This is a genomic window from Acinetobacter sp. AB03 (genome assembly GCF_058107045.1).
The window spans coordinates 2,344,300-2,366,342 of the sequence record NZ_JBUEBA010000002.1 but is presented as its reverse complement, the minus strand read 5'-3'; the positions used below and the strand labels follow the sequence as shown (position 1 = coordinate 2,366,342).

At 41.7% G+C, this 22,043-nt stretch carries 20 protein-coding genes and 1 tRNA gene; 9 read left to right on the top strand and 12 right to left on the bottom strand.

Annotated features, from left to right (window positions below; genetic code table 11):
- Window positions 1-33: 33 nt before the first annotated feature.
- Genes ACY3FQ_RS11995 through fahA form a run of 3 tightly spaced genes read right to left on the bottom strand, consistent with a single transcriptional unit; the run spans window position 34 to window position 2,574 of the window.
- Window positions 34-609 carry a VOC family protein gene (locus ACY3FQ_RS11995; RefSeq protein WP_201950569.1) on the bottom strand — a complete coding sequence of 192 codons (576 nt, stop codon included), beginning with the start codon at window positions 607-609 and terminating at the stop codon, window positions 34-36.
- 21 nt (window positions 610-630) lie between these two features.
- Complete coding sequence (gene maiA / locus ACY3FQ_RS11990) at window positions 631-1,269, bottom strand: maleylacetoacetate isomerase (protein WP_180644819.1); 639 nt, start codon at window positions 1,267-1,269, stop codon at window positions 631-633.
- 21 nt (window positions 1,270-1,290) lie between these two features.
- A complete protein-coding gene (fahA, locus tag ACY3FQ_RS11985; RefSeq protein WP_180644917.1) occupies window positions 1,291-2,574 on the bottom strand; it encodes a fumarylacetoacetase in 1,284 nt (427 codons plus the stop codon).
- A gap of 185 nt (window positions 2,575-2,759) precedes the next feature.
- On the opposite strand from fahA, the gene ACY3FQ_RS11980 reads away from it, so the two are divergent.
- Complete coding sequence (locus ACY3FQ_RS11980; protein WP_180644919.1) at window positions 2,760-3,581, top strand: IclR family transcriptional regulator; 822 nt, start codon at window positions 2,760-2,762, stop codon at window positions 3,579-3,581.
- 254 nt (window positions 3,582-3,835) lie between these two features.
- Here ACY3FQ_RS11980 and ACY3FQ_RS11975 read toward each other — a convergent pair whose 3' ends face one another.
- From ACY3FQ_RS11975 to hppD, 3 genes are all read right to left on the bottom strand, one after another.
- Window positions 3,836-5,062 (bottom strand): amino acid aminotransferase, encoded by a 1,227-nt coding sequence (locus tag ACY3FQ_RS11975; protein ID WP_201950571.1) that lies wholly within the window; start codon window positions 5,060-5,062, stop codon window positions 3,836-3,838.
- 29 nt (window positions 5,063-5,091) lie between these two features.
- The gene (locus ACY3FQ_RS11970) at window positions 5,092-6,492 is read right to left on the bottom strand and encodes an amino acid permease (protein ID WP_178904650.1); all 1,401 of its coding nucleotides are present in this window, start codon (window positions 6,490-6,492) and stop codon (window positions 5,092-5,094) included.
- A gap of 164 nt (window positions 6,493-6,656) precedes the next feature.
- A complete protein-coding gene (hppD, locus tag ACY3FQ_RS11965; protein ID WP_201950573.1) occupies window positions 6,657-7,718 on the bottom strand; it encodes a 4-hydroxyphenylpyruvate dioxygenase in 1,062 nt (353 codons plus the stop codon).
- Window positions 7,719-8,220: 502 nt separating this feature from the next.
- On the opposite strand from hppD, the gene ACY3FQ_RS11960 reads away from it, so the two are divergent.
- Window positions 8,221-8,472, top strand: coding sequence for a hypothetical protein (locus tag ACY3FQ_RS11960; protein WP_126035693.1), 252 nt, complete (start codon window positions 8,221-8,223; stop codon window positions 8,470-8,472).
- Window positions 8,473-8,607: 135 nt separating this feature from the next.
- Window positions 8,608-9,033, top strand: coding sequence for a hypothetical protein (locus ACY3FQ_RS11955; RefSeq protein ID WP_201950576.1), 426 nt, complete (start codon window positions 8,608-8,610; stop codon window positions 9,031-9,033).
- A gap of 440 nt (window positions 9,034-9,473) precedes the next feature.
- Here the strand turns inward: ACY3FQ_RS11955 and ACY3FQ_RS11950 are convergent.
- Together ACY3FQ_RS11950 and ACY3FQ_RS11945 are read right to left on the bottom strand one after the other, a co-directional pair.
- Window positions 9,474-9,549: transfer RNA gene (locus tag ACY3FQ_RS11950), tRNA-Arg, on the bottom strand.
- Window positions 9,550-9,628: 79 nt separating this feature from the next.
- Window positions 9,629-10,981 carry an amino acid permease gene (locus tag ACY3FQ_RS11945; RefSeq protein WP_005399973.1) on the bottom strand — a complete coding sequence of 451 codons (1,353 nt, stop codon included), beginning with the start codon at window positions 10,979-10,981 and terminating at the stop codon, window positions 9,629-9,631.
- Window positions 10,982-11,312: 331 nt separating this feature from the next.
- On the opposite strand from ACY3FQ_RS11945, the gene prpF reads away from it, so the two are divergent.
- Together prpF and ACY3FQ_RS11935 are read left to right on the top strand one after the other, a co-directional pair.
- Window positions 11,313-12,503: a 2-methylaconitate cis-trans isomerase PrpF gene (gene prpF / locus ACY3FQ_RS11940; RefSeq protein ID WP_201950585.1), complete on the top strand. Its 1,191-nt coding sequence runs from the start codon at window positions 11,313-11,315 to the stop codon at window positions 12,501-12,503.
- A gap of 316 nt (window positions 12,504-12,819) precedes the next feature.
- Window positions 12,820-13,731 (top strand): polyprenyl synthetase family protein, encoded by a 912-nt coding sequence (locus ACY3FQ_RS11935; RefSeq protein ID WP_005399971.1) that lies wholly within the window; start codon window positions 12,820-12,822, stop codon window positions 13,729-13,731.
- Window positions 13,732-13,872: 141 nt separating this feature from the next.
- Here ACY3FQ_RS11935 and ACY3FQ_RS11930 read toward each other — a convergent pair whose 3' ends face one another.
- The 4 genes from ACY3FQ_RS11930 to ACY3FQ_RS11915 form a co-directional block, all read right to left on the bottom strand.
- Window positions 13,873-14,730 (bottom strand): SPFH domain-containing protein, encoded by an 858-nt coding sequence (locus ACY3FQ_RS11930; RefSeq protein WP_005399970.1) that lies wholly within the window; start codon window positions 14,728-14,730, stop codon window positions 13,873-13,875.
- A 15-nt stretch (window positions 14,731-14,745) separates the two neighbouring features.
- Complete coding sequence (locus ACY3FQ_RS11925; RefSeq protein ID WP_005399969.1) at window positions 14,746-15,219, bottom strand: NfeD family protein; 474 nt, start codon at window positions 15,217-15,219, stop codon at window positions 14,746-14,748.
- A gap of 97 nt (window positions 15,220-15,316) precedes the next feature.
- Entirely contained in the window at window positions 15,317-16,234 is a 918-nt protein-coding gene (locus tag ACY3FQ_RS11920; RefSeq protein WP_183176212.1) for a patatin-like phospholipase family protein, read from the bottom strand.
- Between the two features lie 65 nt (window positions 16,235-16,299).
- A complete protein-coding gene (locus ACY3FQ_RS11915) occupies window positions 16,300-16,929 on the bottom strand; it encodes a 1-acyl-sn-glycerol-3-phosphate acyltransferase (protein WP_489774098.1) in 630 nt (209 codons plus the stop codon).
- 136 nt (window positions 16,930-17,065) lie between these two features.
- On the opposite strand from ACY3FQ_RS11915, the gene ACY3FQ_RS11910 reads away from it, so the two are divergent.
- The 4 genes from ACY3FQ_RS11910 to ACY3FQ_RS11895 all read left to right on the top strand — a co-directional run bounded on the left by ACY3FQ_RS11910 (window position 17,066) and on the right by ACY3FQ_RS11895 (window position 22,042).
- The gene (locus ACY3FQ_RS11910) at window positions 17,066-18,322 is read left to right on the top strand and encodes an MFS transporter (protein ID WP_005399967.1); all 1,257 of its coding nucleotides are present in this window, start codon (window positions 17,066-17,068) and stop codon (window positions 18,320-18,322) included.
- A 141-nt stretch (window positions 18,323-18,463) separates the two neighbouring features.
- Entirely contained in the window at window positions 18,464-19,588 is a 1,125-nt protein-coding gene (locus tag ACY3FQ_RS11905; protein WP_005399966.1) for a porin, read from the top strand.
- Window positions 19,589-19,699: 111 nt separating this feature from the next.
- Window positions 19,700-21,358, top strand: a complete 1,659-nt coding sequence (locus ACY3FQ_RS11900; RefSeq protein ID WP_039889774.1) for a phosphoethanolamine transferase — start codon at window positions 19,700-19,702, stop codon at window positions 21,356-21,358.
- A 3-nt stretch (window positions 21,359-21,361) separates the two neighbouring features.
- Window positions 21,362-22,042 carry a response regulator transcription factor gene (locus ACY3FQ_RS11895; RefSeq protein WP_004694591.1) on the top strand — a complete coding sequence of 227 codons (681 nt, stop codon included), beginning with the start codon at window positions 21,362-21,364 and terminating at the stop codon, window positions 22,040-22,042.
- The last annotated feature ends 1 nt before the right edge of the window (window position 22,043 follow it).

The following is a 22,043-nucleotide window of genomic DNA, read 5'->3' as shown; positions in this document are numbered from 1 at the left end:
AGGCATTCACCATCAGCACAACTTCCGCCAGACTTAAGCGTCTACTTTGGCGGTACGAGAGTTATGGCTTAATTCATCTGCATGTAGGAAATGCGTATGCTGCGGCGCGCGTTTGGTTTTGCTCCATTCTTCTAACATGTCATATTTCATTTGTTCAGTAATCATGGCAATTTTTTGTGGCGCTTTTTCATCGTCATAGGCTAGTTCCAAACGATGACCATTTGGATCAAAGAAATAAATTGAGTGGAAAATACCATGATTGGTAATGCCCAAGACCTCTATACCATTGGCTTCTAGGTGTTCTTTCGCATCAATCAGTGCATGACGGTCTTTGACTTTGAGTGCAATGTGCTGCACCCATTTGGGGGTGTTTTCATCGCGGCCCATTTCAGGCTGGGTCGGTAGTTCAAAGAAAGCCAACACATTGCCGTTTCCTGCGTTTAGGAAGAGGTGCATATAGGGATCAAAGGCTTTGGTTGAAGGGACATGGTCTTCAGCAAAGGCGAGAATGAAATCCATGTTTAGATTTTTTTTGTACCATTCCACCGTTTCTTTGGCATCTTTACAACGGTAGGCCACGTGGTGAATTTTTTCAATTTGAATGGTCATTTTTATATCCTTATAAAAAACTTAAGTTGCATCAGGTTGCATTTCAGGTGCAGCGTATTGAAAGGCTTCTAAAGTGTTGCAATGGGTATAGATCGAACAAATTTTTGGATAATCGGATAAATCAAGATTAAAACGTAGAGCGTTATAGACTTGTGGAATCAGGCAGCAATCCGCTAGGGTCGGCTGATTGCCAAAACAGAATTTGCCATTTGACTGTTCCAGTTGTGCTTCAAGGGCTTTAAAGCCCGTTAAAACCCAGTGTTTATACCAAGCTGTTTTCTGCTCATCACTTATTTCAAATGTACCCGTCAGGTACTGAAGTACCCGTAGGTTGTTGAGTGGATGGATATCGCAGGCAATACTCAAACTAAATGCACGGATCAAAGCACGCTGCTGCAAGTCTTGAGGGAGCAGGGCCATGTCTGGGAATTTTTCTTCTAAATATTCAAGAATACTTAGCGATTGGATCAAGACAAAATCTTGCTCTGCCCATGTGGGCACCAGCTTACTCGGATTGATTTGACGGTAGCTTTCACTATGATGTTCACCACCATTATTGACTAAGTGCACAGGTACATGTTCAGCAGTCAGACCTTTTAAATTCAGGCCAATACGAACTCGGTAAGCCGCAGAACTACGAAAATAGGTATACAGTTTCATGGGCAAGATCCTAGTCTGCAATTATTGGGTAAAACCAAAATCCACTGCTGGCAGAATTTTGCCGCTGACTTCACCAAAGCCAATACGCAAATCATCTTTTTCGCAATAGCCTTTCATAATGATGGTATCGCCGTCTTGAATGAAGTTACGCTGTTCGCCATTTGATAGCGTTAAAGGTTTGGTGGCATTCCATGTGATTTCGAGCAATGAACCATAAGAATCTGGAGTTGGCCCTGAAATGGTCCCTGAACCCATCAAATCACCGACCTGCAAGTTACAGCCCGCAATCGTATGATGTGTGAGCTGCTGAGCCATGGACCAGTACATATATTTAAAGTTGGTTTTGCAGATCACATCACTTTTTTCGTCATTCTCAGGCTGAATTTCAACCGAAAGATGAATGTCATAGCTGTTGCTGCTGTTGTCTTCACACAGATAAGCCAAAGGTTTTGGCTCTTGTTCAGGCGAACTGGTTTTAAATGGCTCAAGTGCTTCTAGCGTCACAATCCAAGGTGAAATAGACGACGCAAAAGTTTTGGCATTAAACGGACCAAGTGGCACATATTCCCATTGCTGCAAGTCACGAGCAGACCAGTCATTAAACAGCACCATACCGAAAATATGATCCCAAGCGTTTTCAATTGGAACAGGTTGACCCAGCTGACTTGCCTTGCCTACGATAAAACCAGTTTCAAGTTCAAAGTCGAGTTTACGGCAAGCAGAAAATACGGGACGTTCTGAATCTGGCAGCTTGATTTGTCCTGATGGACGGACAATGTCAGTGCCGCTCACAATAACTGAGCTGGCACGTCCATTATAACCAACAGGGAGTTCTGACCAGTTGGGCAACAGCGCATTTTTCGGGTCACGGAACATGCAACCGACATTGGTGGCATGTTCTTTAGATGAATAGAAATCGGTATAGCCTGAGATGTGTACAGGCATATGCATTTTAACGTCTGATTGTTTGAAGAAGACCTGATCACGCAGGGCCTGATTATCACGAAGATCAGGATTATTTGCGGACAACAAAGCTTGTAATTCTGCGCGGACCTTAGACCAATTGACTTGACCTGATTCAATAAACATATTCAGTGTCGGCTGATTAAAGAGCAGTTTGCCATCTGCCTGTTTACAATAACCATGCGCTTCCAGTACCGCTAGATCAACCACCCATTCTCCCAGTGCTACGCCAGCACGAGGCTGCGAATTGTGTTTTTCACTAAAAATGCCATAAGGCAGGTTTTCTAGCGGGAAATCTGAATGTGCAGCAATTTCAACAAATGACTTCAAGCGTTTGCTCATGGATATTGATCCTTTCCGTGGAAAATTTAAGTTCTAGATAGAATCATACTTATATTTTAAAATTACGCAATAAATAATTTATTTATGAATAATGTAAATTGTTGAGTTGTACTACTCTGAATGAGAGAGTCAGGTTTAGATGGCTCACATTTTTGATTTAAGTAGTACAATTCACCAATGGAGTTATGACAACTAATGCAGCTATGCAGGGTAAAGCGATGAGTGTTGAGGAAGAAAAAATACAGGGAGGGGTTCAGTCTCTGGAAGTTGGATTAACCGTATTAGATGCATTAACCGCACATAATGCACCGATGATGTTAAAAGAGCTGTCCGAAGTTTTATCCATGCATCCGGCCAAAGTACACCGTTATGTGGTGAGTTTGATTCGTAAAGGCTATGCTCAGCAATTAGCGGATGGGCGTTATAGTTTAGGTGAGCGCGCACATGCTTTTGGGGTGAATGCACTCAAACGAACAGATATGTTGGAATTAAGCCAGCGTTATATTCAGGACATTCAGCAACGTCTGAATTGCAGTATTCATGTGAGTAAATGGTTTGCCGATGGTGCGGTCGTGGTTCAGTCTCTAGAATCTAACCATGTCTTTAATATTATTACCCGAGTTGGTTCACGCATGCCGCTGCTGAAATCTGCGACAGGGCGCTTGCATGCCTGCTTTCAGCCTGAGCACATCATCAAGCCATTATTGGAAAAAGAATGGGAAAGTAGCGCTAAACCAGAGCAGTATCCTGCAAATTGGGAAGATTTTTTAGAACTGAAAGCGAAAATTCTGAGTCAAGGTTATGCTTCAGTCACAGGAGATATGATGGCTGGGATCAATGCGATTAGTATTCCAGTCTTTAATTTCACGCAGCAACTGGATCATGTCATTACTTGTATTGGCACAGAAGATCAGTTACCTGAAGGACAAATGCAGCAGGCAATTGATTATGTACTTGGCGTACAGCGGCAGATTGATGCTTTATTTCATCCGGCTGCTGCCATATAAAAGCGTCGATTGCATTGAAAAGATGAATTAAGTTTTAAATCCACCCTTTGGTGGATTTTTTTATTGGGTTGTGGTGGTTGGCAGTCGAAATATTTGATTTTTTACCGCGCTGTCTAAAGGCGAAGGGGGAATCACGAACTAGATAGCTAAGCTGAAACCCGTAGACTTAGGTTGCCTTGATTCAAGTTCTGAAAAATAACGATAAAAAAGGCTTCTAACCCTAGAGTGAGAAGCCTAAGTAAACATGATATACCTTAAGCAAGCACAGACTCAGCGGAACTTGCAGCTTTAAGCACGGTCGCCATCGACTCAGCTACATAATCAATATTGTTTAAATTTAGGCCAGCAGTACACATACGGCCACTGCGGACTAAATAAATACCATAATCTTGTTTGAGCAAATCGACCTGTTCTGCACTTAAGCCGGTATAACTAAACATGCCTTGTTGCTGGGTCAGATAGCTAAAGTCCATATCTGGTAGCGCTTGACTGAGTTTGTCTTCAAGTAAGCGACGCATCAGTAAAATGCGCTGACGCATTTCTTCTAATTCAGACTGCCATAGCTGAGACAACGCTGTGTCATTTAATACCTGACTCACCAATAACGCACCGTTGGCTGCTGGGCTAGAATAAATGCGGCGGACTGTCGCTTTAAGCTGACCCAATACATTTTGGGCAATGTTTGCGTCATCGCAGACAAAGCTTAAGCTACCAACGCGTTCGCCATATAAGGAAAAGATCTTCGAAAAAGAATGGCTGACAATAAAGTTCATACCAGATCGATCTAGCGCGTGTATCGCATAAGCATCTTGCTCCAATCCTTGACCAAAACCTTGATAGGCCATGTCCAAGAAAGGAATCAAGTCATTTGCTTTTAGAACCTCAATCACTTGATCCCATTCATGAGGCTCTAAATCTGCACCTGTAGGGTTATGACAGCAAGGATGCAGTAGTACGATACTTTGAGCAGGTAGCTGCCTTAAGGTATCTAGCATCGCCGTTAGATTTACGGCATGGGTGTCCGCATCATAATAAGGGTAGAAATGGGTTTGAACACCAGCGCCATTAAAGATCGCAATATGGTTTTCCCAAGTCGGCTGACTGACCCAGATCTCGGACTGCGGAAAGTATTTGTTCAAAAAGTCTGCCCCCACTTTGAGTGCACCAGAACCACCCAAAGTCTGAATGGTGACGACACGCCCTTGCTGACGAGCAGGGCTAGCCTGACCGAAAATCAGTTCTTGTGCAGTCTGATTAAAGCTCTTGAGTCCATCCATTGGCAAATAGACTCGGACTTTGTCATAGTCAGGAATTAAATGTGTATAGGCTTTTTGAACCGACTGTAGCTGTGGCACGATATTATCTTCATTATAATACAGTCCGATACTGAGGTTGACCTTATTCTGGCGCGCATCTTTGCTGAATTCCTCCATCAGAGAAAGAATCGGGTCACCTGCATAGGCATCAATATGTTGAAACATGAATACATCCTAATATGATAAATACGATATTACGCTTCTGGTAAGGAAGTGATTTTACTTTTTTCAAGCAACGCAACATGATCTTCTTGCTTCCGTTTAAAGAGGTAAGCCGTCAGTAAAATCGCGATCCAGACTGGAATCATGAGAACTGCAATTTGCATATCTGGGCTACGACTCATAATGAGCAGAATACTCGCCATGAAGGCAATACATAAATAATTGGTAAATGGATAGGCCACACTTGGGAAGTGAGTTTTTATCTGCATGCGATTCATGGCTTTTTTAAACTTTAAATGTGTATAAGAAATCACGACCCAGTTAATCACAATAGCCGCTACGACCAGCATCATGAGTAAGTTAAATGCTTTTTCAGGAAATAAATAGTTAATCAGAACACATATTAAAGTAAAGAAAGCTGAAACGATAATGGCATTTACAGGAATACCACGCGGATTAATTTTGCTTAAAAATTTTGGGGCATTGCCCTGTTGTGCCAGACCAAGCAGCATTCGGCTGGTACAGTAATTGGTGCTGTTATAGACAGAAACAGCCGCAGTCAAAACCACAAAATTCAAAACAGCGGCCACGGTCTGGCTGCCTAAAGAGTCGAAAATCAATACAAAAGGACTACCGCCTTCAGCCATCATATTCCATGGATAAAGTGACAAAATCACGACTAAGCTTAAGATATAAAACAATAAGACACGGTAAACAATTTGATTGACGGCTTTTGGGAGGGTTTTTTGAGGGTTATCTGTCTCTGCTGCTGCAATGCCCACCAGTTCAATTCCACCGAAAGCAAACATAATCATGGCCATAGCCATCACTAAACCTGTAATACCATTGGGGAAGAAGCCACCGAGCTGCCATAAATTTTGTAAGCTAGACTGGCTATGACCACTACCGCTAGCCAGCAAGTAACTACCAAAAGCAATCATGGCAATAATTGCCACGACCTTAATAATGGCTAACCAGAATTCCATTTCACCAAATAATTTCACGTGCAGTAAATTAATGACATTAATGAAAATAAAGAAACCCAAAGCAGAAACCCACGTTGGAATATCAGGCCACCAGTAATGGATATAGAGGCCGACAGCACTGAGTTCAGCCATACACACTAAAATATTGAGTACCCAATAATTCCAGCCAGACATAAAGCCCGCAAACTTGCCCCAGTATTTATAAGCAAAATGACTAAAAGAACCACTCACGGGTTCATGCACAATCATTTCACCAAGTTGGCGCATCATGAGGAAGGCAATGAGGCCTGCGATGGCATAGCCTAAAATAACAGAAGGTCCTGCGAGTTTGATGGTTTGTGAAATACCGAGGAATAGCCCCGTGCCGATAGAACCACCGAGGGCGATGAGCTGAATATGACGATTACTTAAACCTTTTTTCAGGTTTCCTTGTTCAATGTGCTGCATTTTTATTCTTCATCCATGTGAGATAAAGCCTTGAACCATGATGATGTTTAGTTATTTTTATATTGTCATCGGAGCAGACTTTAATTTTACGAGTATAGTTCTTGCACAAAAGTTAAATTTCCCTGTACATAAAACTATATGTACAGGGAGATTCTAGAAATCGTTTAAGCTTTAGATACATCTAAAACGCCACGTTTAATTTGATCGCGTTCAATCGACTCAAATAGCGCTTTAAAGTTGCCTTCACCAAAACCGTCGTCATCTTTACGTTGAATAAATTCAAAGAAGACAGGGCCTAGCATATTTTGGGAGAAAATTTGCAAGAGGAGACGTTTATTACCGTCTTTAGTGTTGCCATCCAGCAAGATGCCCCGTTTTTGTAGTTCATCAGCAGGTTCGCCGTGGTTAGGCAAACGTTCATCTAGCATTTCATAGTAGGTATTGGGTGGAGGTGTCATGAACTTGGCACCTAAAGCTTTGAGTTTGTCCCAAGTGCTAATCAGGTCATCACAAATGAAGGCAATATGCTGAATGCCTTCACCGTTAAATTCATTGAGGAATTCGGCAATCTGCCCATTTCCTTTATCCGAATCTTCATTCAGCGGAATACGGATTTTACCATCTGGTGCCGTCAGTGCCTTGGACGTCAGGCCAGTATATTCACCTTTAATATCGAAGTAGCGAATTTCTTGGAAGTTAAAAATCTTTTCATAGAAATCAGACCAATACTGCATACGGCCTTTATAAACATTATGGGTCAAATGGTCGATTTCATATAAACCTGTGCCGACAGGATGGGAGGGTACATCATCAAAGAAGATGAAGTCATTTTGGTAAATGTCACAATCGACGAGTAAAATAGGAGAGCCACCAATCCCTTTAATTGCTGGGATATTCAGCTCCATCGGGCCAACTTGGTTGTAAATTGGTTCAGCACCAATTTCTAACGCCTTTTTAAATGCCTTTGCCGCATTCTTGGTGCGGAAACCCATTGCACAGGCAGAAGGGCCGTGTTCTTTATAGAAATAAGCTGCATACGATTCAGGCTGATAATTTAGAATGATATTAATTTTGCCCTGACGCCATAAATACGCATTTTTAGACTTATGTTTTGCCACTCTGCTAAACCCAATGGTTTCAAACACCGCATCTAGCTGACCATCTTTAGAAACAAATTCAATAAATTCGAATCCACACAGTTCTAATGGGTTGGCTAATTCATTCATACAACGTCCTCATTTCTTTTTAAGCAATCCTATTGCTTATCTTTTTAACGATTCCTTTCAGAGCTAACGGACTGGTCGCTACAATTCTAGAGCGAGAGAGACAAATCCGTTTGTCTGACATGGGGCACCTGTTCAGCAACATTCTCAATGTTGAGTGAACAAGTGTAGAAGTTTTAATTCATCATACTTGATCTAAATTATTATTCAATACGTAATTTAATTACGTAATAAATAAAATTGGTAAACGATTGACCTATAAATTAAATTAATATTATTCATAAAAATATTTTTTAAAACAGGGAGGCTTTGTTATACCAAGATTTCAGGATGAAATCAGTGCTATAGGACTAAAATAGAAGGGAAAAATTGGGTATGAAATTTGGCTCATTCAGTGCATCTATTGAGAACAGCTATTTTGAATATCGATTTGAGTCTTGGTTTTGGCTTCATATAAAGATCTAATCTTGTATAATCGATAAAAAGTCAAAATATTGTTATTAAAATGATATTGATCTTAATTTCTTGGGCGCTATTTTTCTTAGTTGGTTGTCAAGTACTATCACCATCAAAAGAGTCTTTTGTTGTTGCTGAAATTCCATTACCTTCAGCAAATTTGAGAGTTGAGCCAATTGAAGCATCAGTGAACACAGATACAATTATGATAATAATAGATGTTTCGTTTGGAAAAATGATTGGTGATTTAGAAGAATGTGACCCTACTATATCAATTGGTCATCTTAGTGGGCCGTATTGAATTCTTTTTAATACCTATTTTCAATAAAGGGTGGTAGTAAATTTTTCTTGATGAGATTCGTTATTCATCACAATAGAAATAAACTTTACTAGCTATAATTTTTTATTTTATTAAGCACCTAATTAGGAAATTATTATGAAAAAAATATTATTGGCTGGGAGCTTAAGCTTTTGTTTGATTTTAGCTGGGTGTTACAAGGCAGAAATTCGAAAAAATGAAGTTGTTCTGAGTCCTTCTGCAGAAAATATTCTTGTACAAATTGGGGCTATCATTGATGATAATGACTTATATCGATCCATTGTTGTACTTGAAGACAATGCAGATAGAACCAAAATTCCTAATAATTGCGATACTGAAAAAAGTGAGCAACTTATCTTTATTTTTATTAAAAAGAAGATGATATCGGCATGTCAAAAGTTGAAAAACTCTGACGATGAGGGATGGTTGGTTCGATACACTGAGGGCTCCACTCAATATGAATTTTCATATAGTGAGCTTATGGGAGAGTATAGTTCAGGTACATACAATACAGTGGCTAAGGAAGTAATAGGAGTGGAGTAGAAAAAATATAAACTCCTCCAAAGATGAAATATGAATCTATATTTAAGCCCCTTCGCATTCTAAATGTTGGTGGGGTTTTCCTCGATATCCCTTGATGGAATCAAATAACTAAAAAATGGTTATGTGTGTCTAGAATTTTGGTGGCTATTCACTAGCGCTATGTCTTTGTGCCGGATGTACGAATGAGTAATATTAATCCATACCATCAAATAGAGTGTACTCCTTATCTCGCTGTTTTACAGATGCATACTGCGGATTTGTAAGGGGTTTGAACAGTTTAGCCATGAAAATGAGTACGTGAAAGTGGATAAAATCGGGCTAGGTACTCATTATTTAAAGCTATATTAAGTTGTATAGAGTTAAGAAAAGCTACATGTTGGTTTTAAGTTGTTGATTTTTATGTGAAGTGATGAAAATAAGCGCATATGGGTTTAAGGATTTGGTGCGCTCTGCGGGACTCGAACCCACGTCGGTCGCTTAGGAGGCAACTGCTCTATCCAGTTAAGCTAAGAGCGCAAAAGTGCGGTTAATGTAGCTGATTTTAATCAAAAAAAATAGTTATTGCCGAAACAATAACTATTTAAAAATGAATATTTTATGCTTTTCTATACAAAATTTTGTATAGAACGAACATTAATACGATCCAGATTGGAATCATTATCACAGCGCCGCTTAAACCTTGAGTCCACATGATGTAAAGCACTACAGCAATAAATGCAAGAACAAGGTAGTTACTGAAAGGCGACCAAAGTGCAGGAAATAATGGTTTTTTCGCTTCGCTTTTCATGGCCTTCATAAATTGAAGATGAGTTAAGCTGATCATGGCCCAGTTCAATACCAAAGCGCCAACAACAATATAAATTAAGTTGCTGAGAGCATCTTCTGGCGCAAAATAATTCAACAGTACACAACCGAAAATGAGCAATGCAGAGAACAAGACTGCCGGAATTGGCACACCTTGCTTATTGGTTTTACTGAATATTTTAGGTGCATTGCCTTGCTGTGCTAAACCAAACAGCATGCGGCTGTTAGCATACATACCGCTGTTATATACAGAAAGTGCTGCAGTCAAGATAATAAAATTCAGTAAATGCGCAGCCCAACCAATACCTAATTGACTGAAGATCATTACAAATGGGCTCTTATCTAAGCCGCCAAGTTGCAATTCATTCCAAGGTACAAGCGATAACAAAATGGTCAATGAACCCACATAGAAAATGAGGATACGAAATACCACTTGGTTGATTGCTTTAGGAATTGATTTTTGTGGATTATCAGCTTCTGCTGCAGCCATACCAATCAATTCAATACCGCCAAAGGCAAACATGAGGAAGGCAAGCATATAGAATAGACCTTCAACACCATGCGGGAAGAAACCACCATGTGACCAAAGGTTGCTGAATGAAGCCGTAGAATCTGTACCTGCCGTAGCCAAAAGATAAAGACCAAAAACAATCATGGCGACGACGGCCGTGACTTTGATGATAGCTAGCCAAAACTCTGATTCACCATAAAATTTCACATTACCTAAATTGACTAAGGTAATGATCACAAAGAAGGTGAGAACAGATGCCCATGCAGGAATATGGGGCCACCAGTAGTTGATATACTTCGCAACAGCGGTCAGCTCGGTCATGGCCACTAGAACATATAGAATCCAGTAGTTCCAGCCTGCAAGAAAGCCTGCAAATTTACCCCAGTATTTGTTTGCAAAATGACTAAAAGAACCAGCTACAGGTTCCTCAACGATCATTTCCCCAAGTTGACGCATGATTAGAAATGCAATTAAACCGCCAATTGCATAGCCCAAAATAATAGATGGGCCAGCAGATTCAATCACATGTGCGGAACCTAAAAATAAGCCAGTACCAATTGCGCCGCCCATGGCAATCAATTGAATATGACGGTTCTTTAAGCCACGCTGAAGTTGAGACGACTCTTTATTCAAGTTATTTCAGCCCGACAATGGATAAGTGTTTCCGATTGTAATAGATCGCGAAGAAATCGCATAGTAGCTCAAAATCCATGAAAAAAAGTTATTATTCATATGAAAAATAATGTGTAATGAATTGTAAATAAAAAACATACGAATCAATATATTAATTTTATTTAAATTATCAAATCAGGAATTTTATTTGGAAACCGGACGTTCACAAATGATGTTTTTTTAGACTTAAGTCTGTATTTTACGTAGGCATAGGGAAAAAAGGTATGATGAGCCTAAGTTAAATCAGATCTTTTGACTTAACACAATGATAAATATGAAGGATTCAATAAAAATGAGTTTTGCACCGCAAATCAAAATTCCAGCAACGTATATGCGTGGAGGGACCAGTAAGGGCGTATTCTTTAAATTAGATGATCTCCCAGAAGCCGCGCAACAGGCTGGACGCGTTCGAGATCAGTTATTGCTCCGTGTGATTGGTAGCCCGGATCCTTATGCAAAGCAGATTGATGGTATGGGTGGTGCAACATCGAGTACCAGTAAAACGGTGATTTTAGCGAAGAGCCAACAGCCCGAACATGATGTCGACTATTTATTTGGGCAAGTGTCGATTGATCAGCCTTTTGTCGACTGGAGCGGAAACTGTGGCAACTTAACGGCTGCTGTAGGCTCATTTGCGATTTCAAATGGTTTGGTCGATGCTGCACGTATTCCCGAAAATGGCATCTGCACAGTCCGCATTTGGCAGGTGAATATTCAAAAAACCATTATTGCACACGTACCTATTACGCAGGGCCAAGTTCAAGAAACAGGTGGTTTTGAACTGGATGGCGTGACGTTCCCAGCTGCAGAAGTGCAAATTGAATTTTTAGATCCAGCCGATGATGGTGAAGATGGGGGTGCAATGTTCCCAACAGGGAATTTGGTTGACACTTTAGAGGTTCCAGAGATTGGTTGCTTTCAAGCAACGTTTATCAATGCAGGTATTCCGACCATTTTCTTAAATGCAGAAGACATTGGCTACACGGGGAGTGAATTACAAGACGCAATTAATGGCGATGCTAAAGCTTTAGCGCGTTTTGAAACCATTCGTGCCTATGGTGCAAAACAGATGGGGCTGATTCAAGACATTTCTGAAGCTGCCAGTCGTCAACACACGCCTAAAATTGCTTTTGTTTCTAAGCCAAAACAATATGTCTCGTCGAGTGGTAAAACCATTACAGAGCAAGACACCGATTTATTGGTTCGTGCACTTTCTATGGGTAAATTACACCATGCGATGATGGGTACAGCGGCTGTTGCCATTGGTACCGCAGCAGCGATACCTGGAACCTTGGTCAATTTGGCCGCGGGAGGTGGAGCACGTGAAGCCGTTCGTTTTGGTCATCCTTCAGGGACCTTACGTGTGGGAGCGCAAGCGATACAAGAAAAGGGTCAGTGGGTAGTGAAAAAAGCTGTCATGAGTCGTAGTGCTCGCGTGTTGATGGAAGGTTGGGTGCGTATTCCAGCGGAAAGCTTGGAGTAGTGCTATGTAAAAGCCTCTCTCTGTGGAGGTTTTTTTTATGTCAACTCTAGGTCTGTGATAAGAAGGCTAAAAATAACTAAGAGCATGAGCAGTGAATTTTAGAGCTTGATTGCTTGTGTAATGGCTGCTTGAAATAGTAGAAAAGTCATTCTTATCACCTCGTCCGCAAAAATTAATAGAATACTGTGCCTTGTTTGTGCTTTCGGCATAGAGAAAGCGGGCAGAAAGCAGTATCATGCCAACAGATCATTTCAAATGATCGGCTCAGGCAAACTGAGTACCAGATTAATTTATCCTATTGTTATTCGAGGCGAATGTGTCAGCACTAACCGACGTATCAGCAAATGCACTTCAACAGGCTCAACAACGTATTCACGATGATTTATTGACTGCACTTGATGCTTTTTCAATTCCGGAACCGTTAAAGAGTGCCGTGCATCATGCGGTCATGTTAGGTGGAAAACGTGTGCGTCCTGCGCTGTGCTATGCCACGGCACATTTAAATCCAAACAATAATGCAGCTGCCGTGCGCCGCGCCGCTGTAGCTGTGGAACTGATTCATTGTTATTCCTTGGCACATGATGATTTGCCTTGTATGGACAATGATCTTTTGCGTCGTGGTCAGCCGACCTGTCATGTGGCTTATGGTGAAGATACGGCTTTGCTTGCGGGCGATATCTTACAGTCCATGGCATTTGAAATTTTAGGTAGCCGTCTGTTTGATGCTGGCCCAGTGGTTGATCAAGGTATTGTACTGAAGCAGATGCAAATTTTAGCGACAGCGAGCTCTAAAATGGTGTGTGGCCAAGTCCTTGACCTGCAAGCCGAAGGTAAACGTGTCGATCAGACTGCACTTGAAAATATCCATCGAAATAAAACGGGTGCATTGATTTCTGCTGCGGTGATGATGGCCGCGGTGACTGTATTTGACGGTTGCGATCAAGCGATTCCAAAGTTACGCGAATATGCACAGGCAATTGGTTTGGCTTTTCAGGTGCAAGACGATATTTTAGATATCATTTCAAATACAGATGTACTGGGTAAAACCGCAGGGAAGGATGAGCAAGTCGAAAAATCGACTTATCCAGCTTTGATGGGACTTGAGTCTGCACAAGACTATGCCAAAACTTTGCATGATCAAGCCTTTGCCGCTCTGGCTTATTTCCCAATGGATGCGGCAGCAGAACTTAATCAGATTTCACAGTTTTTATTGGCTCGCCAAAGCTAAGTTTCAGTGTTTAGATTAAAAAAGAGGACATAGCCTGTCCTCTTTTTTTAATGCTTGTTTCTTAGAGGCTTGAGTTTTTCCTCAACCACAATAAAAAAGACAGCTCGAAAGCTGTCCTCATTCAATCAAATCAAGCATCAGTTAGATGTCTTTACGTCCCATAACACCACGGATGGTACTTAAAATATCGGCTGGCAACACCACTGTTTTAGCATTGTTCGATTTAGACATGTCTTGCATCGCTTTGACATATTGTTCGCCCAACAAGTAAGCCACAGGAATTTCCTTGTCGCCCACAGCCGAAGTGACCATTTCAATGGCACGCTGAGAAGACTCTGCTAAGACCACTTGTGCTTCTGCATCACGACGAGACGCTTCTAAACGACCATCAGCTTCTAAAATCGCTGCTTGTTTTTCACCGTCTGCTTTGGTCACAGTCGCACGACGTTGACGCTCAGCCGCCGCTTGAGCTTCCATTGCAGATTGCATGGTTTGCGACGGTTGAATATCTTGGATTTCAACGGTTTTTAAAGTAATGCCCCAGTCCGAGATGTCATCAGAAATAGCCGCTTTAAGCTTAGCTTTGATGTGATCGCGCGATGATAATGCATCATCCAAATCCATTTCACCGACAATAGAACGTAGTGATGTTTGCACTAAGTTTTGAATGGCCCATGTATAGTTTTCAATCCCATACACTGCATTTACAGGTGCAGTGATATTGATGTAGGCCACTGCATTCATAAGCAAAACGGCATTATCGCGGGTAATCACTTCTTGAGAGGGAATGTCTAATACAATGTCTTTGGTCGTCACTTTATAAGCCACTTCATCGACATAAGGAATCACAAAGTTGAGACCTGGATTCAACGTGGTGTGGTATTTACCCAGACGTTGCACGATCCATTTATAACCTTGTGGAACAATACGGACACCTTTAAAAATGGTGACAGCGGCAAAAGCCAAAATTGCTAAAACGACAATAAATCCACCAGACATATGCTTAACTCACTTTTATCTATTTTCGTTGGTTGAGAGGTGTGCTTTGACCATTAAATCATTGCCCAGTATTTCAACGACACGCACTCGGTCACCGACTTGGACTTTATCTAAAGTACGACAGTTCCATTCATCTGAACCGAGTACTGGAATGGGAAAGCGAACGCGAATGTGTTCATTTTCAGGGCTGGCTTGAATCACCATGCCAATTTGACCGATGGTTGCTTCGCGAGACAGTCCTGCTTTGGTTTTGTCAGTCGAAAGCGGTTTAATAAACTTAAACCAAAGTAAAGTGCATAAAATCGACAAAATAATCCACGTCACAAACTGCGTGGTAACGCCCATCATGGGGAACATCCAGTACAGAATACCGACCATAATGGCCGCAATACCGAACCACAATGCGGCAAAAGCAGGCAGAATCAGCTCTGATAGGATTAACAGAACGCCCAATACAAACCAGTGCCAAGGCTCAAAAGCAAATTCCATACATCTACTCATATATTCGTTATAGGGATATAGATGCAGAAGCATCTATATCAATTTAGCAGATGAATAAGTCTTTGAATATTAAAAATCAAATTTTTTAGAATTTGGCTTTAGGGGCAGGTTTAAAAGCAGCTGGGGTCTTTTTAAAATCGACAATGGCTTTTTCAATCGATTTAATTTTGAGCTGTGCAGCTTTTTCACCTTCTAAAATAGATTGATTGCTGGCTTTTAAGTCCAAAGTGCCCAAGTGTCCGACTTTGGGTTGAATCACCACAGTCGCTTGGCTCAATTCTTCATTGATGCTTTGCTGCCCCATAATATTAATGGTCTGGTCGAGCAAGCCCCACATATTGAGGGGTTTGTTGCCGACAGGGCGCGCTGAAATATCAATCGCGATCACAATATCCGCACCCATGTCCTTGGCTGTTTTGACTGGAATTGGGCTGACTAGACCACCATCAACATACTTGGTTCCACCAATCACTGCAGGTACAAAAACGTTCGGAATACTACATGAAGCACGTACTGCTTGGCCCGCATTGCCTTTGATAAAGTCGGCTTTACGTCCAGTGTCAAGACGGGTCGCCACCGCAGCAAAACGGATAGGGAATTGTTGAATTGGTTTGTTGCCGACATGTTTGTTGACATAGTCTTGCAGTTTTTGACCTTGAATAAACCCTTGGGAGTTGAGGGTTAAGTCTCGAATGTCCGATTCTTTTAAGGTCAAGGCAATTTGCTGAAGTTGGAAAGGCGTTTTACCACTGGCGTAGATACTGCCCACAAAACTTCCCGCACTGGTTCCCGTGACAATTTTAGGTTTAATACCATGCGACTCTAAAACTTTAAGCACCCCAATGTGTGCAAAACCTTTGGCACCGCCACCGCCGAGTGCAATCGCAATCACAGGTTCGCGAGCTTGAATGGGAGTTGTTGTTGGTGTTTTCTTTGATGCAAGATCACATCCTGCCATAGTCAGTGTGAGTGCACCAATCAGAGATAAACGAGCAAAATTCATGGTCAAAAATACTAAAACGCAAAACAAATAATGGTGCACATCTCAGCAGATTCGATCTTGATTTACTAGCTATTTTTTAAGCGTTTTTGTAAAGGCTTGGCCAACCATTTTGGGTTCTTGGCTGAAAATTTGCCGATATACAGATCTAAAATATGCTCTAGGTCTTGCTCAAAATATCCAGTAGGATGAAACACGCCCAAGCAGTGAATAGTTTTTTGCGCATAGTCAAAGGAAAACATCACAATTGGAATCTGTGCACCATACGCAATGCGATAAAAGCCACTACGGATGGATTCCGCTTGCTTACGTGTGCCTTCAGGTGCCATACCGACCCAAATTTTTTCTTTGCTGTGAATAATATCGATAATGTCTTGGGTTAAACCTTGGGCATGGCTACGATTGACTGGTATGACGCCAATCCACTCAAGTAAAGGTTTCAGCGGGGTATGAAACAAACTGTTCTTGCCAAAAATGGTGATTTGCAGGCCTAAGCCCAATAGAGCTGTAAAACCATGCCATGCATCGATATTTGAGGTATGCGGTGAAATAATTGCAACGGCTTTGGGGAGGTTGGGAAATTCGCCAACAAAGCGCCAACCTTGCGCTAAAAAGAGCTGCTTAAAAATAGCGCGAGTGAATGTAGACGAGTTACGACTTGGAACTTGATCTGGTAGTTCTGGAAAATATTGGTTCATTGTTATTATACTCAATCGACCAAGATGTATATCATCTCATCATAAGCACTGATTGGCTTGAATTCATTGGCAAAAAAAGTGAACGGATACCGATCTCAGATGAACATTTTGACCAATCCATGTATATAGGAACAGCATGCTACAGACTCGCAATGTATATATTTTGCTGTTTTCATTGTATTGGGCGCAGGGCTTACCTGTTGGGTTTATGACCCATGCCTTGCCTGTCATTTTAAGAGCACAGGGTGTGTCACTGGCACAGATTGGGGGCTTCGGACTACTGATGTTGCCGTGGTCGATCAAAGTGTTTTGGGCACCAGTGTTAGATCATTTTGGGATCACCCGTTTCGGCCACTATCGTAGTTGGATTATTCCATTACAGTTCCTTACGGTGCTGGTGCTGATCGGACTATCTTTCCTCCCGATTGATGGATTAAATCAACCTATTTATTTATGGGCTTTCTTTGTGGGCCTCCTGAGTATGAATTTGCTAGGGGCAACGCAAGATATTGCAACCGATGGATTGGCGGTCAATATTTTAAAAGGGGAGCAACAGCACTGGGGCAATACCTTTCAGGTGATTGGATCGCGTCTGGGTTTTATTGTCGGTGGTGGGGCAATCTTGTGGGCACTAGATTGGCTGAGCTGGCAGACCACTTTTTTGATGCTGGCGGCAATTGTCTTTATAAACACGCTGCCGATTTTAATTTATCCAGAGCCAAAACATCGAGAAGTTTCAGCAGCTCAGACCACATCTTTTAAATTCCAACAGATCAAAAACTATTTGGCTTATTTTGTCCAGAGTCCCGTACTCACAGCATGGTTAGCAGTGCTATTGAGCTTTAAAATAGCGGATGGTTTAGCAGGGCCACTTTTGAAGCCTTTAATGGTCGATTTGGGTCTGAGTTTTTCTCAGATAGGGCTTTATGTCACCATGCTGGGTGCATGTGCCGCCTTAATGGGTGCAGGACTTGCGGGCTATAGTTTGAAGTTGATTCGCCGTGCCACGGCTTTAGTGCTGTATTCAGTGCTTAAAATATTCAGTCTGGCGGCTTATACATGGTTAGCCTTTCAATATGAAAACCAGCACAGTATTCAGCCGTGGTTGATTTATCTGATTAATGCCTTTGAAGATATGACCTCATCGATGCTGCTGGTGGTCATGCTCACCCTAGTGATGCAGTACAGTCGTAAACATCTGGCAGGTACGGACTTTACTTTTCAAGTGGCGCTGATGGCTACTGTCAGTGGCGGTTTGTATAGTGTGAGCGGTCTATTGGGAGATTGGCTCGGCTATTTTAATTATCTGTGTATGATTGTAGTCATTGCGATGTTGAGCATGTGGTTTATCTTCAAATGGCGTGGCATTGCGATGCATTCAGACCTTTCATAATTGATTCATAAATAAATCATAAAAAGTGCTAAATAGTGATGTAAACAATTAAAAAATATAACTAAATAATTTTTTAATTGTTCAGTCATATATGTCTGAACGGTAATATTTGTAACAAATTTACCGTAGGATATTTTGATAATGAAAACACAAATTGCAGCCGCAATCGCTTTAAGTTTAGTGGCAGGGGTAACATTCGCAGCACCTACTTTTTATGGTGAAATTGATGTCACGGCCGATTATTTACCTGAAGACAATGCCTCGCCAAATAAAGACCGCGATGTGGTCGAGTTAAACTCTAACAACTCGTTTTTGGGGTTAAAAGGTGAAGAGAAGCTGACAGATCGCTTAAACGCACTATACCAAGCTGAATTTACCTTCTATGTAGACAATGGCGGTAGCACGGATACTTTCGTTCCGCGTAATTTACTCGTTGGCTTACAAGACCAGAAATTGGGTACATTGAAAGTCGGTAAAATTGATACCCCCGTTAAACAACTGTCTTCAGTGGTAGATACCTTTAATAACTATGTGGCCAACAAAGCCGATGTGGCGGGGATTTTCACGGGTGAAAACCGAGTCGATAACGTGCTGGTCTATGAAACACCTGCTTGGGGAGTGGGCGCAGGTAAACTGAAAGCTGCGGCACTGTTAGCAACAGGTGAAGCAGGGGGGATTGAAAAATCTAAAGGCGGGGCAAAAGTTGCAGGGCGTGGTCTGGGCGATGCTTGGTCAGCATCAGTGGTCTATGACAGTAAAAAGTTTGTTGCAGGGGTTGGTTATGATAAGGCCATTCCGTCAACCTTTGCAGGACGTGGCACTTTGAATGCGTCAGTGCCTGAAGTGACTGGCGGGGTGGCAGGCAGTGCTTTTGCAGCAGCAGATACCTTACGCGCGATTGGTCGAGTAAATCTGAATAATGGTTTGGCACTGAAAGCCTTATATCAAACTTCTGAAGTGGCGGATGTACAAGGCAATGATGCTGCCGCGGCTGCCATAGACGATGCACAAGGCTGGTTGGTTGGGGCTGAATATAACTTACCGACTGCCAAAGCTTGGACAGTGAAAGCGCAGTACAGTCAAAACTCAACCAGCTTTAAAACATCTAAAGATGACTTTGATGCACAGCAGTTTATTGCAGGTGCTGATTATGCCTTTACTAAGCAAGTTAAAGCTTATGGTTACGCAGGGATTTTGACGCTTGAACAAGCATCATTTGAAACCAAACAACCTGTAGTAGGTACGGGCATCGAGTACAAATTTTAATGTTTAAGTGATAGAAAAAAGGCGCTGCACAGACAGTGCCTTTTTTATTTAAGCGAGTTTTAAGTTTAGAAAACTACATTGGGGCATCCGCTCAGCAAGACATGATTTAAAATGTTCAATTTGCAGTCTATTTTTAAAGAAGTTTCACTTTCGCGCTTTAACATCTATTTGGCGCTGTGGTTAGCCGTGGTTTTAAACGTGATGTTCTACAAGAAAGTTCAGTTGCTTACACCGTATCACGGTTTCAAAGCTTATGCCTTTATCGGCGCTACCATTTTGGTGGTGTTGGCTTTTTATCATTTGGTTTTTCAGCTGTTACAGTGGCGGCCGATGGCTAAAGGGTTGGCTGCGTTATTGATCATCATTGGTGGAATGAGTGCCTATTTTGTCAACAGTTTAGGCGTTTCGATCACACCAGATCAAATTCAAAACATGATGCAAACCGATGGAAATGAAGTGCGCGACTTGTTGTCATGGCGTCTTGTGCTGTGGATTGGGGCGATGGTGGTACTACCTTTAGTGGTTTTATTTAAGGTCAAAATCCGCCGTGATCCTTTTAAAACCGTGTTATTGCACAAGCTGTTCGGTAGTGCAGTTTCTATTTTACTGATTGCAGGCATGTTGTTTATTTTCTTTGTTGATTATGCCGCGATTTTCCGTGAGCATCGTGATCTCAAAGGGATGATTTCACCGCAAAATGCGATCAGTTCAACCCTGTCGTATTATAAAAAGAATCGACCACAGCAGCATTTACCGTTGGTGACTTATGGTGAAGATGCTCATTTGGTGAAGCAAGTCGGACAGCAAAACTTGCCGAAATTGATGGTTTTGGTGGTCGGTGAAACGGCACGTGCAGAAAGTTTTTCTTTAAATGGCTATGCGAAAAAGACCAATCCTGAGCTGGAAAAACTCAATGTCATCAACTTTAATCAAGTCAGTTCTTGCGGGACAGCCACTGCGGTTTCTGTGCCTTGTATGTTTTCAGGCATGCCACGTGAAAACTATGATGCACAGTTAGCGCACCACCGTGAAGGTTTATTAGATCTTGCACAGCGTGCTGGTTACAAAGTGACATGGATTGACAATAACTCTGGCTGTAAAGGCGTTTGTGATCGGGTTGAGCAGTATAAAATTCCAGAACCGATACAGAAAAAATGGTGTTCAGCCGATGGCGAATGTACCGATGAAATTTTGGTGGATAGCTTAAAAGCGTATATGGCTGGTATTGCGGCTGATGATAAAACGCCACGTTTAGTTGTGTTACACCAAATGGGCAGTCATGGACCAGCTTACTATAAGCGTTCAACGCCTAAGTTTCAGCCTTTCCAACCGATGTGCGAAACCAATGCCATTCAAGCCTGCACACCTGAACAGCTGAAAAATAGTTATGACAACTCCATTGTTTATACCGACCATGTGTTGAGTCAACTGATTGGTGTATTGAAGCAAAACTCAAACTTTGAAACAGGTTTTTGGTATTTATCTGACCATGGTGAGTCGACTGGTGAGCACGGTCTGTATTTACATGGTTCACCTTATGCTATTGCACCGAGTCAACAGACCCACGTACCGATGCTGATGTGGTTTTCAGAAACATGGCAAAAGCAGAATCCGCAACAAATCGCTTGCTTAGGGCAACAAAAAAGCCAAGAATTAAGCCAAGATCATTTGTTCCCAAGCTTACTGAGTTTACTTGGGGTAAAAAGTACGGTGATTGATTCAAAAAATAATATGTTAGAACACTGTACTGCGACCAAAGCGAGCGCTTAGACCATGTCAAAAATATTGATTATTGAAGATGATTTTATGATTGCAGAGTCCACACAAACGCTGCTGCGTTATCAGCAGTTTGATGTGGTATGGGTCAACAATGGTTTTGATGGTTTAAAGCAATTACAACAATATCCATTTGATGTGGTGTTGTTGGATTTGGGCCTGCCGATGATGGATGGGATGCAGGTCCTAAAAAATATTCGCTCGCTTTATCCGACTTTGCCTGTGCTGATTATTTCGGCACGAGATCAATTACAAAACCGAGTTGATGGTTTAAACCATGGTGCGGATGATTACTTAATTAAGCCTTATGAGTTTGATGAGTTGCTGGCACGTATTCATGCGTTATTACGTCGTAGTGGCGCGTTAAAACAGCAAAAACAAAGCCAGACTTTGAGTTATGCAGGTCTAGAGTTAGATGAAGATTTGCACTTAGCCAAATACAAAGGGCAGACCATTGATTTGTCGAACCGAGAATGGGCTATTTTAATTCCTCTGGTCAGTCATCCCAATAAAATTTTTTCCAAAACCAATTTGGAAGAAAAGCTCTATGACCTTGATTCGGAAATTAACAGCAATACCATTGAAGTTTATATTCACCATTTGCGTGCCAAACTTGGCAAAGACTTTATCCGTACCATTCGAGGTTTAGGCTATCGTTTGGGGCAGGTTGAAGCATAAA

What these genes read in the sequence shown, in the direction of transcription:
- ACY3FQ_RS11995 (WP_201950569.1), bottom strand. Translation starts at nt 609, where the DNA reads ATGACCATTCAAATTGAAAAAATTCACCACGTGGCCTACCGTTGTAAA.
- maiA (WP_180644819.1), bottom strand. Translation starts at nt 1,269, where the DNA reads ATGAAACTGTATACCTATTTTCGTAGTTCTGCGGCTTACCGAGTTCGT.
- fahA (WP_180644917.1), bottom strand. Translation starts at nt 2,574, where the DNA reads ATGAGCAAACGCTTGAAGTCATTTGTTGAAATTGCTGCACATTCAGAT.
- ACY3FQ_RS11980 (WP_180644919.1), top strand. Translation starts at nt 2,760, where the DNA reads ATGACAACTAATGCAGCTATGCAGGGTAAAGCGATGAGTGTTGAGGAA.
- ACY3FQ_RS11975 (WP_201950571.1), bottom strand. Translation starts at nt 5,062, where the DNA reads ATGTTTCAACATATTGATGCCTATGCAGGTGACCCGATTCTTTCTCTG.
- ACY3FQ_RS11970 (WP_178904650.1), bottom strand. Translation starts at nt 6,492, where the DNA reads ATGCAGCACATTGAACAAGGAAACCTGAAAAAAGGTTTAAGTAATCGT.
- hppD (WP_201950573.1), bottom strand. Translation starts at nt 7,718, where the DNA reads ATGAATGAATTAGCCAACCCATTAGAACTGTGTGGATTCGAATTTATT.
- ACY3FQ_RS11960 (WP_126035693.1), top strand. Translation starts at nt 8,221, where the DNA reads ATGATATTGATCTTAATTTCTTGGGCGCTATTTTTCTTAGTTGGTTGT.
- ACY3FQ_RS11955 (WP_201950576.1), top strand. Translation starts at nt 8,608, where the DNA reads ATGAAAAAAATATTATTGGCTGGGAGCTTAAGCTTTTGTTTGATTTTA.
- prpF (WP_201950585.1), top strand. Translation starts at nt 11,313, where the DNA reads ATGAGTTTTGCACCGCAAATCAAAATTCCAGCAACGTATATGCGTGGA.
- ACY3FQ_RS11930 (WP_005399970.1), bottom strand. Translation starts at nt 14,730, where the DNA reads ATGTCTGGTGGATTTATTGTCGTTTTAGCAATTTTGGCTTTTGCCGCT.
- ACY3FQ_RS11925 (WP_005399969.1), bottom strand. Translation starts at nt 15,219, where the DNA reads ATGGAATTTGCTTTTGAGCCTTGGCACTGGTTTGTATTGGGCGTTCTG.
- ACY3FQ_RS11920 (WP_183176212.1), bottom strand. Translation starts at nt 16,234, where the DNA reads ATGAATTTTGCTCGTTTATCTCTGATTGGTGCACTCACACTGACTATG.
- ACY3FQ_RS11915 (WP_489774098.1), bottom strand. Translation starts at nt 16,929, where the DNA reads ATGAACCAATATTTTCCAGAACTACCAGATCAAGTTCCAAGTCGTAAC.
- ACY3FQ_RS11910 (WP_005399967.1), top strand. Translation starts at nt 17,066, where the DNA reads ATGCTACAGACTCGCAATGTATATATTTTGCTGTTTTCATTGTATTGG.
- ACY3FQ_RS11905 (WP_005399966.1), top strand. Translation starts at nt 18,464, where the DNA reads ATGAAAACACAAATTGCAGCCGCAATCGCTTTAAGTTTAGTGGCAGGG.
- ACY3FQ_RS11900 (WP_039889774.1), top strand. Translation starts at nt 19,700, where the DNA reads ATGTTCAATTTGCAGTCTATTTTTAAAGAAGTTTCACTTTCGCGCTTT.
- ACY3FQ_RS11895 (WP_004694591.1), top strand. Translation starts at nt 21,362, where the DNA reads ATGTCAAAAATATTGATTATTGAAGATGATTTTATGATTGCAGAGTCC.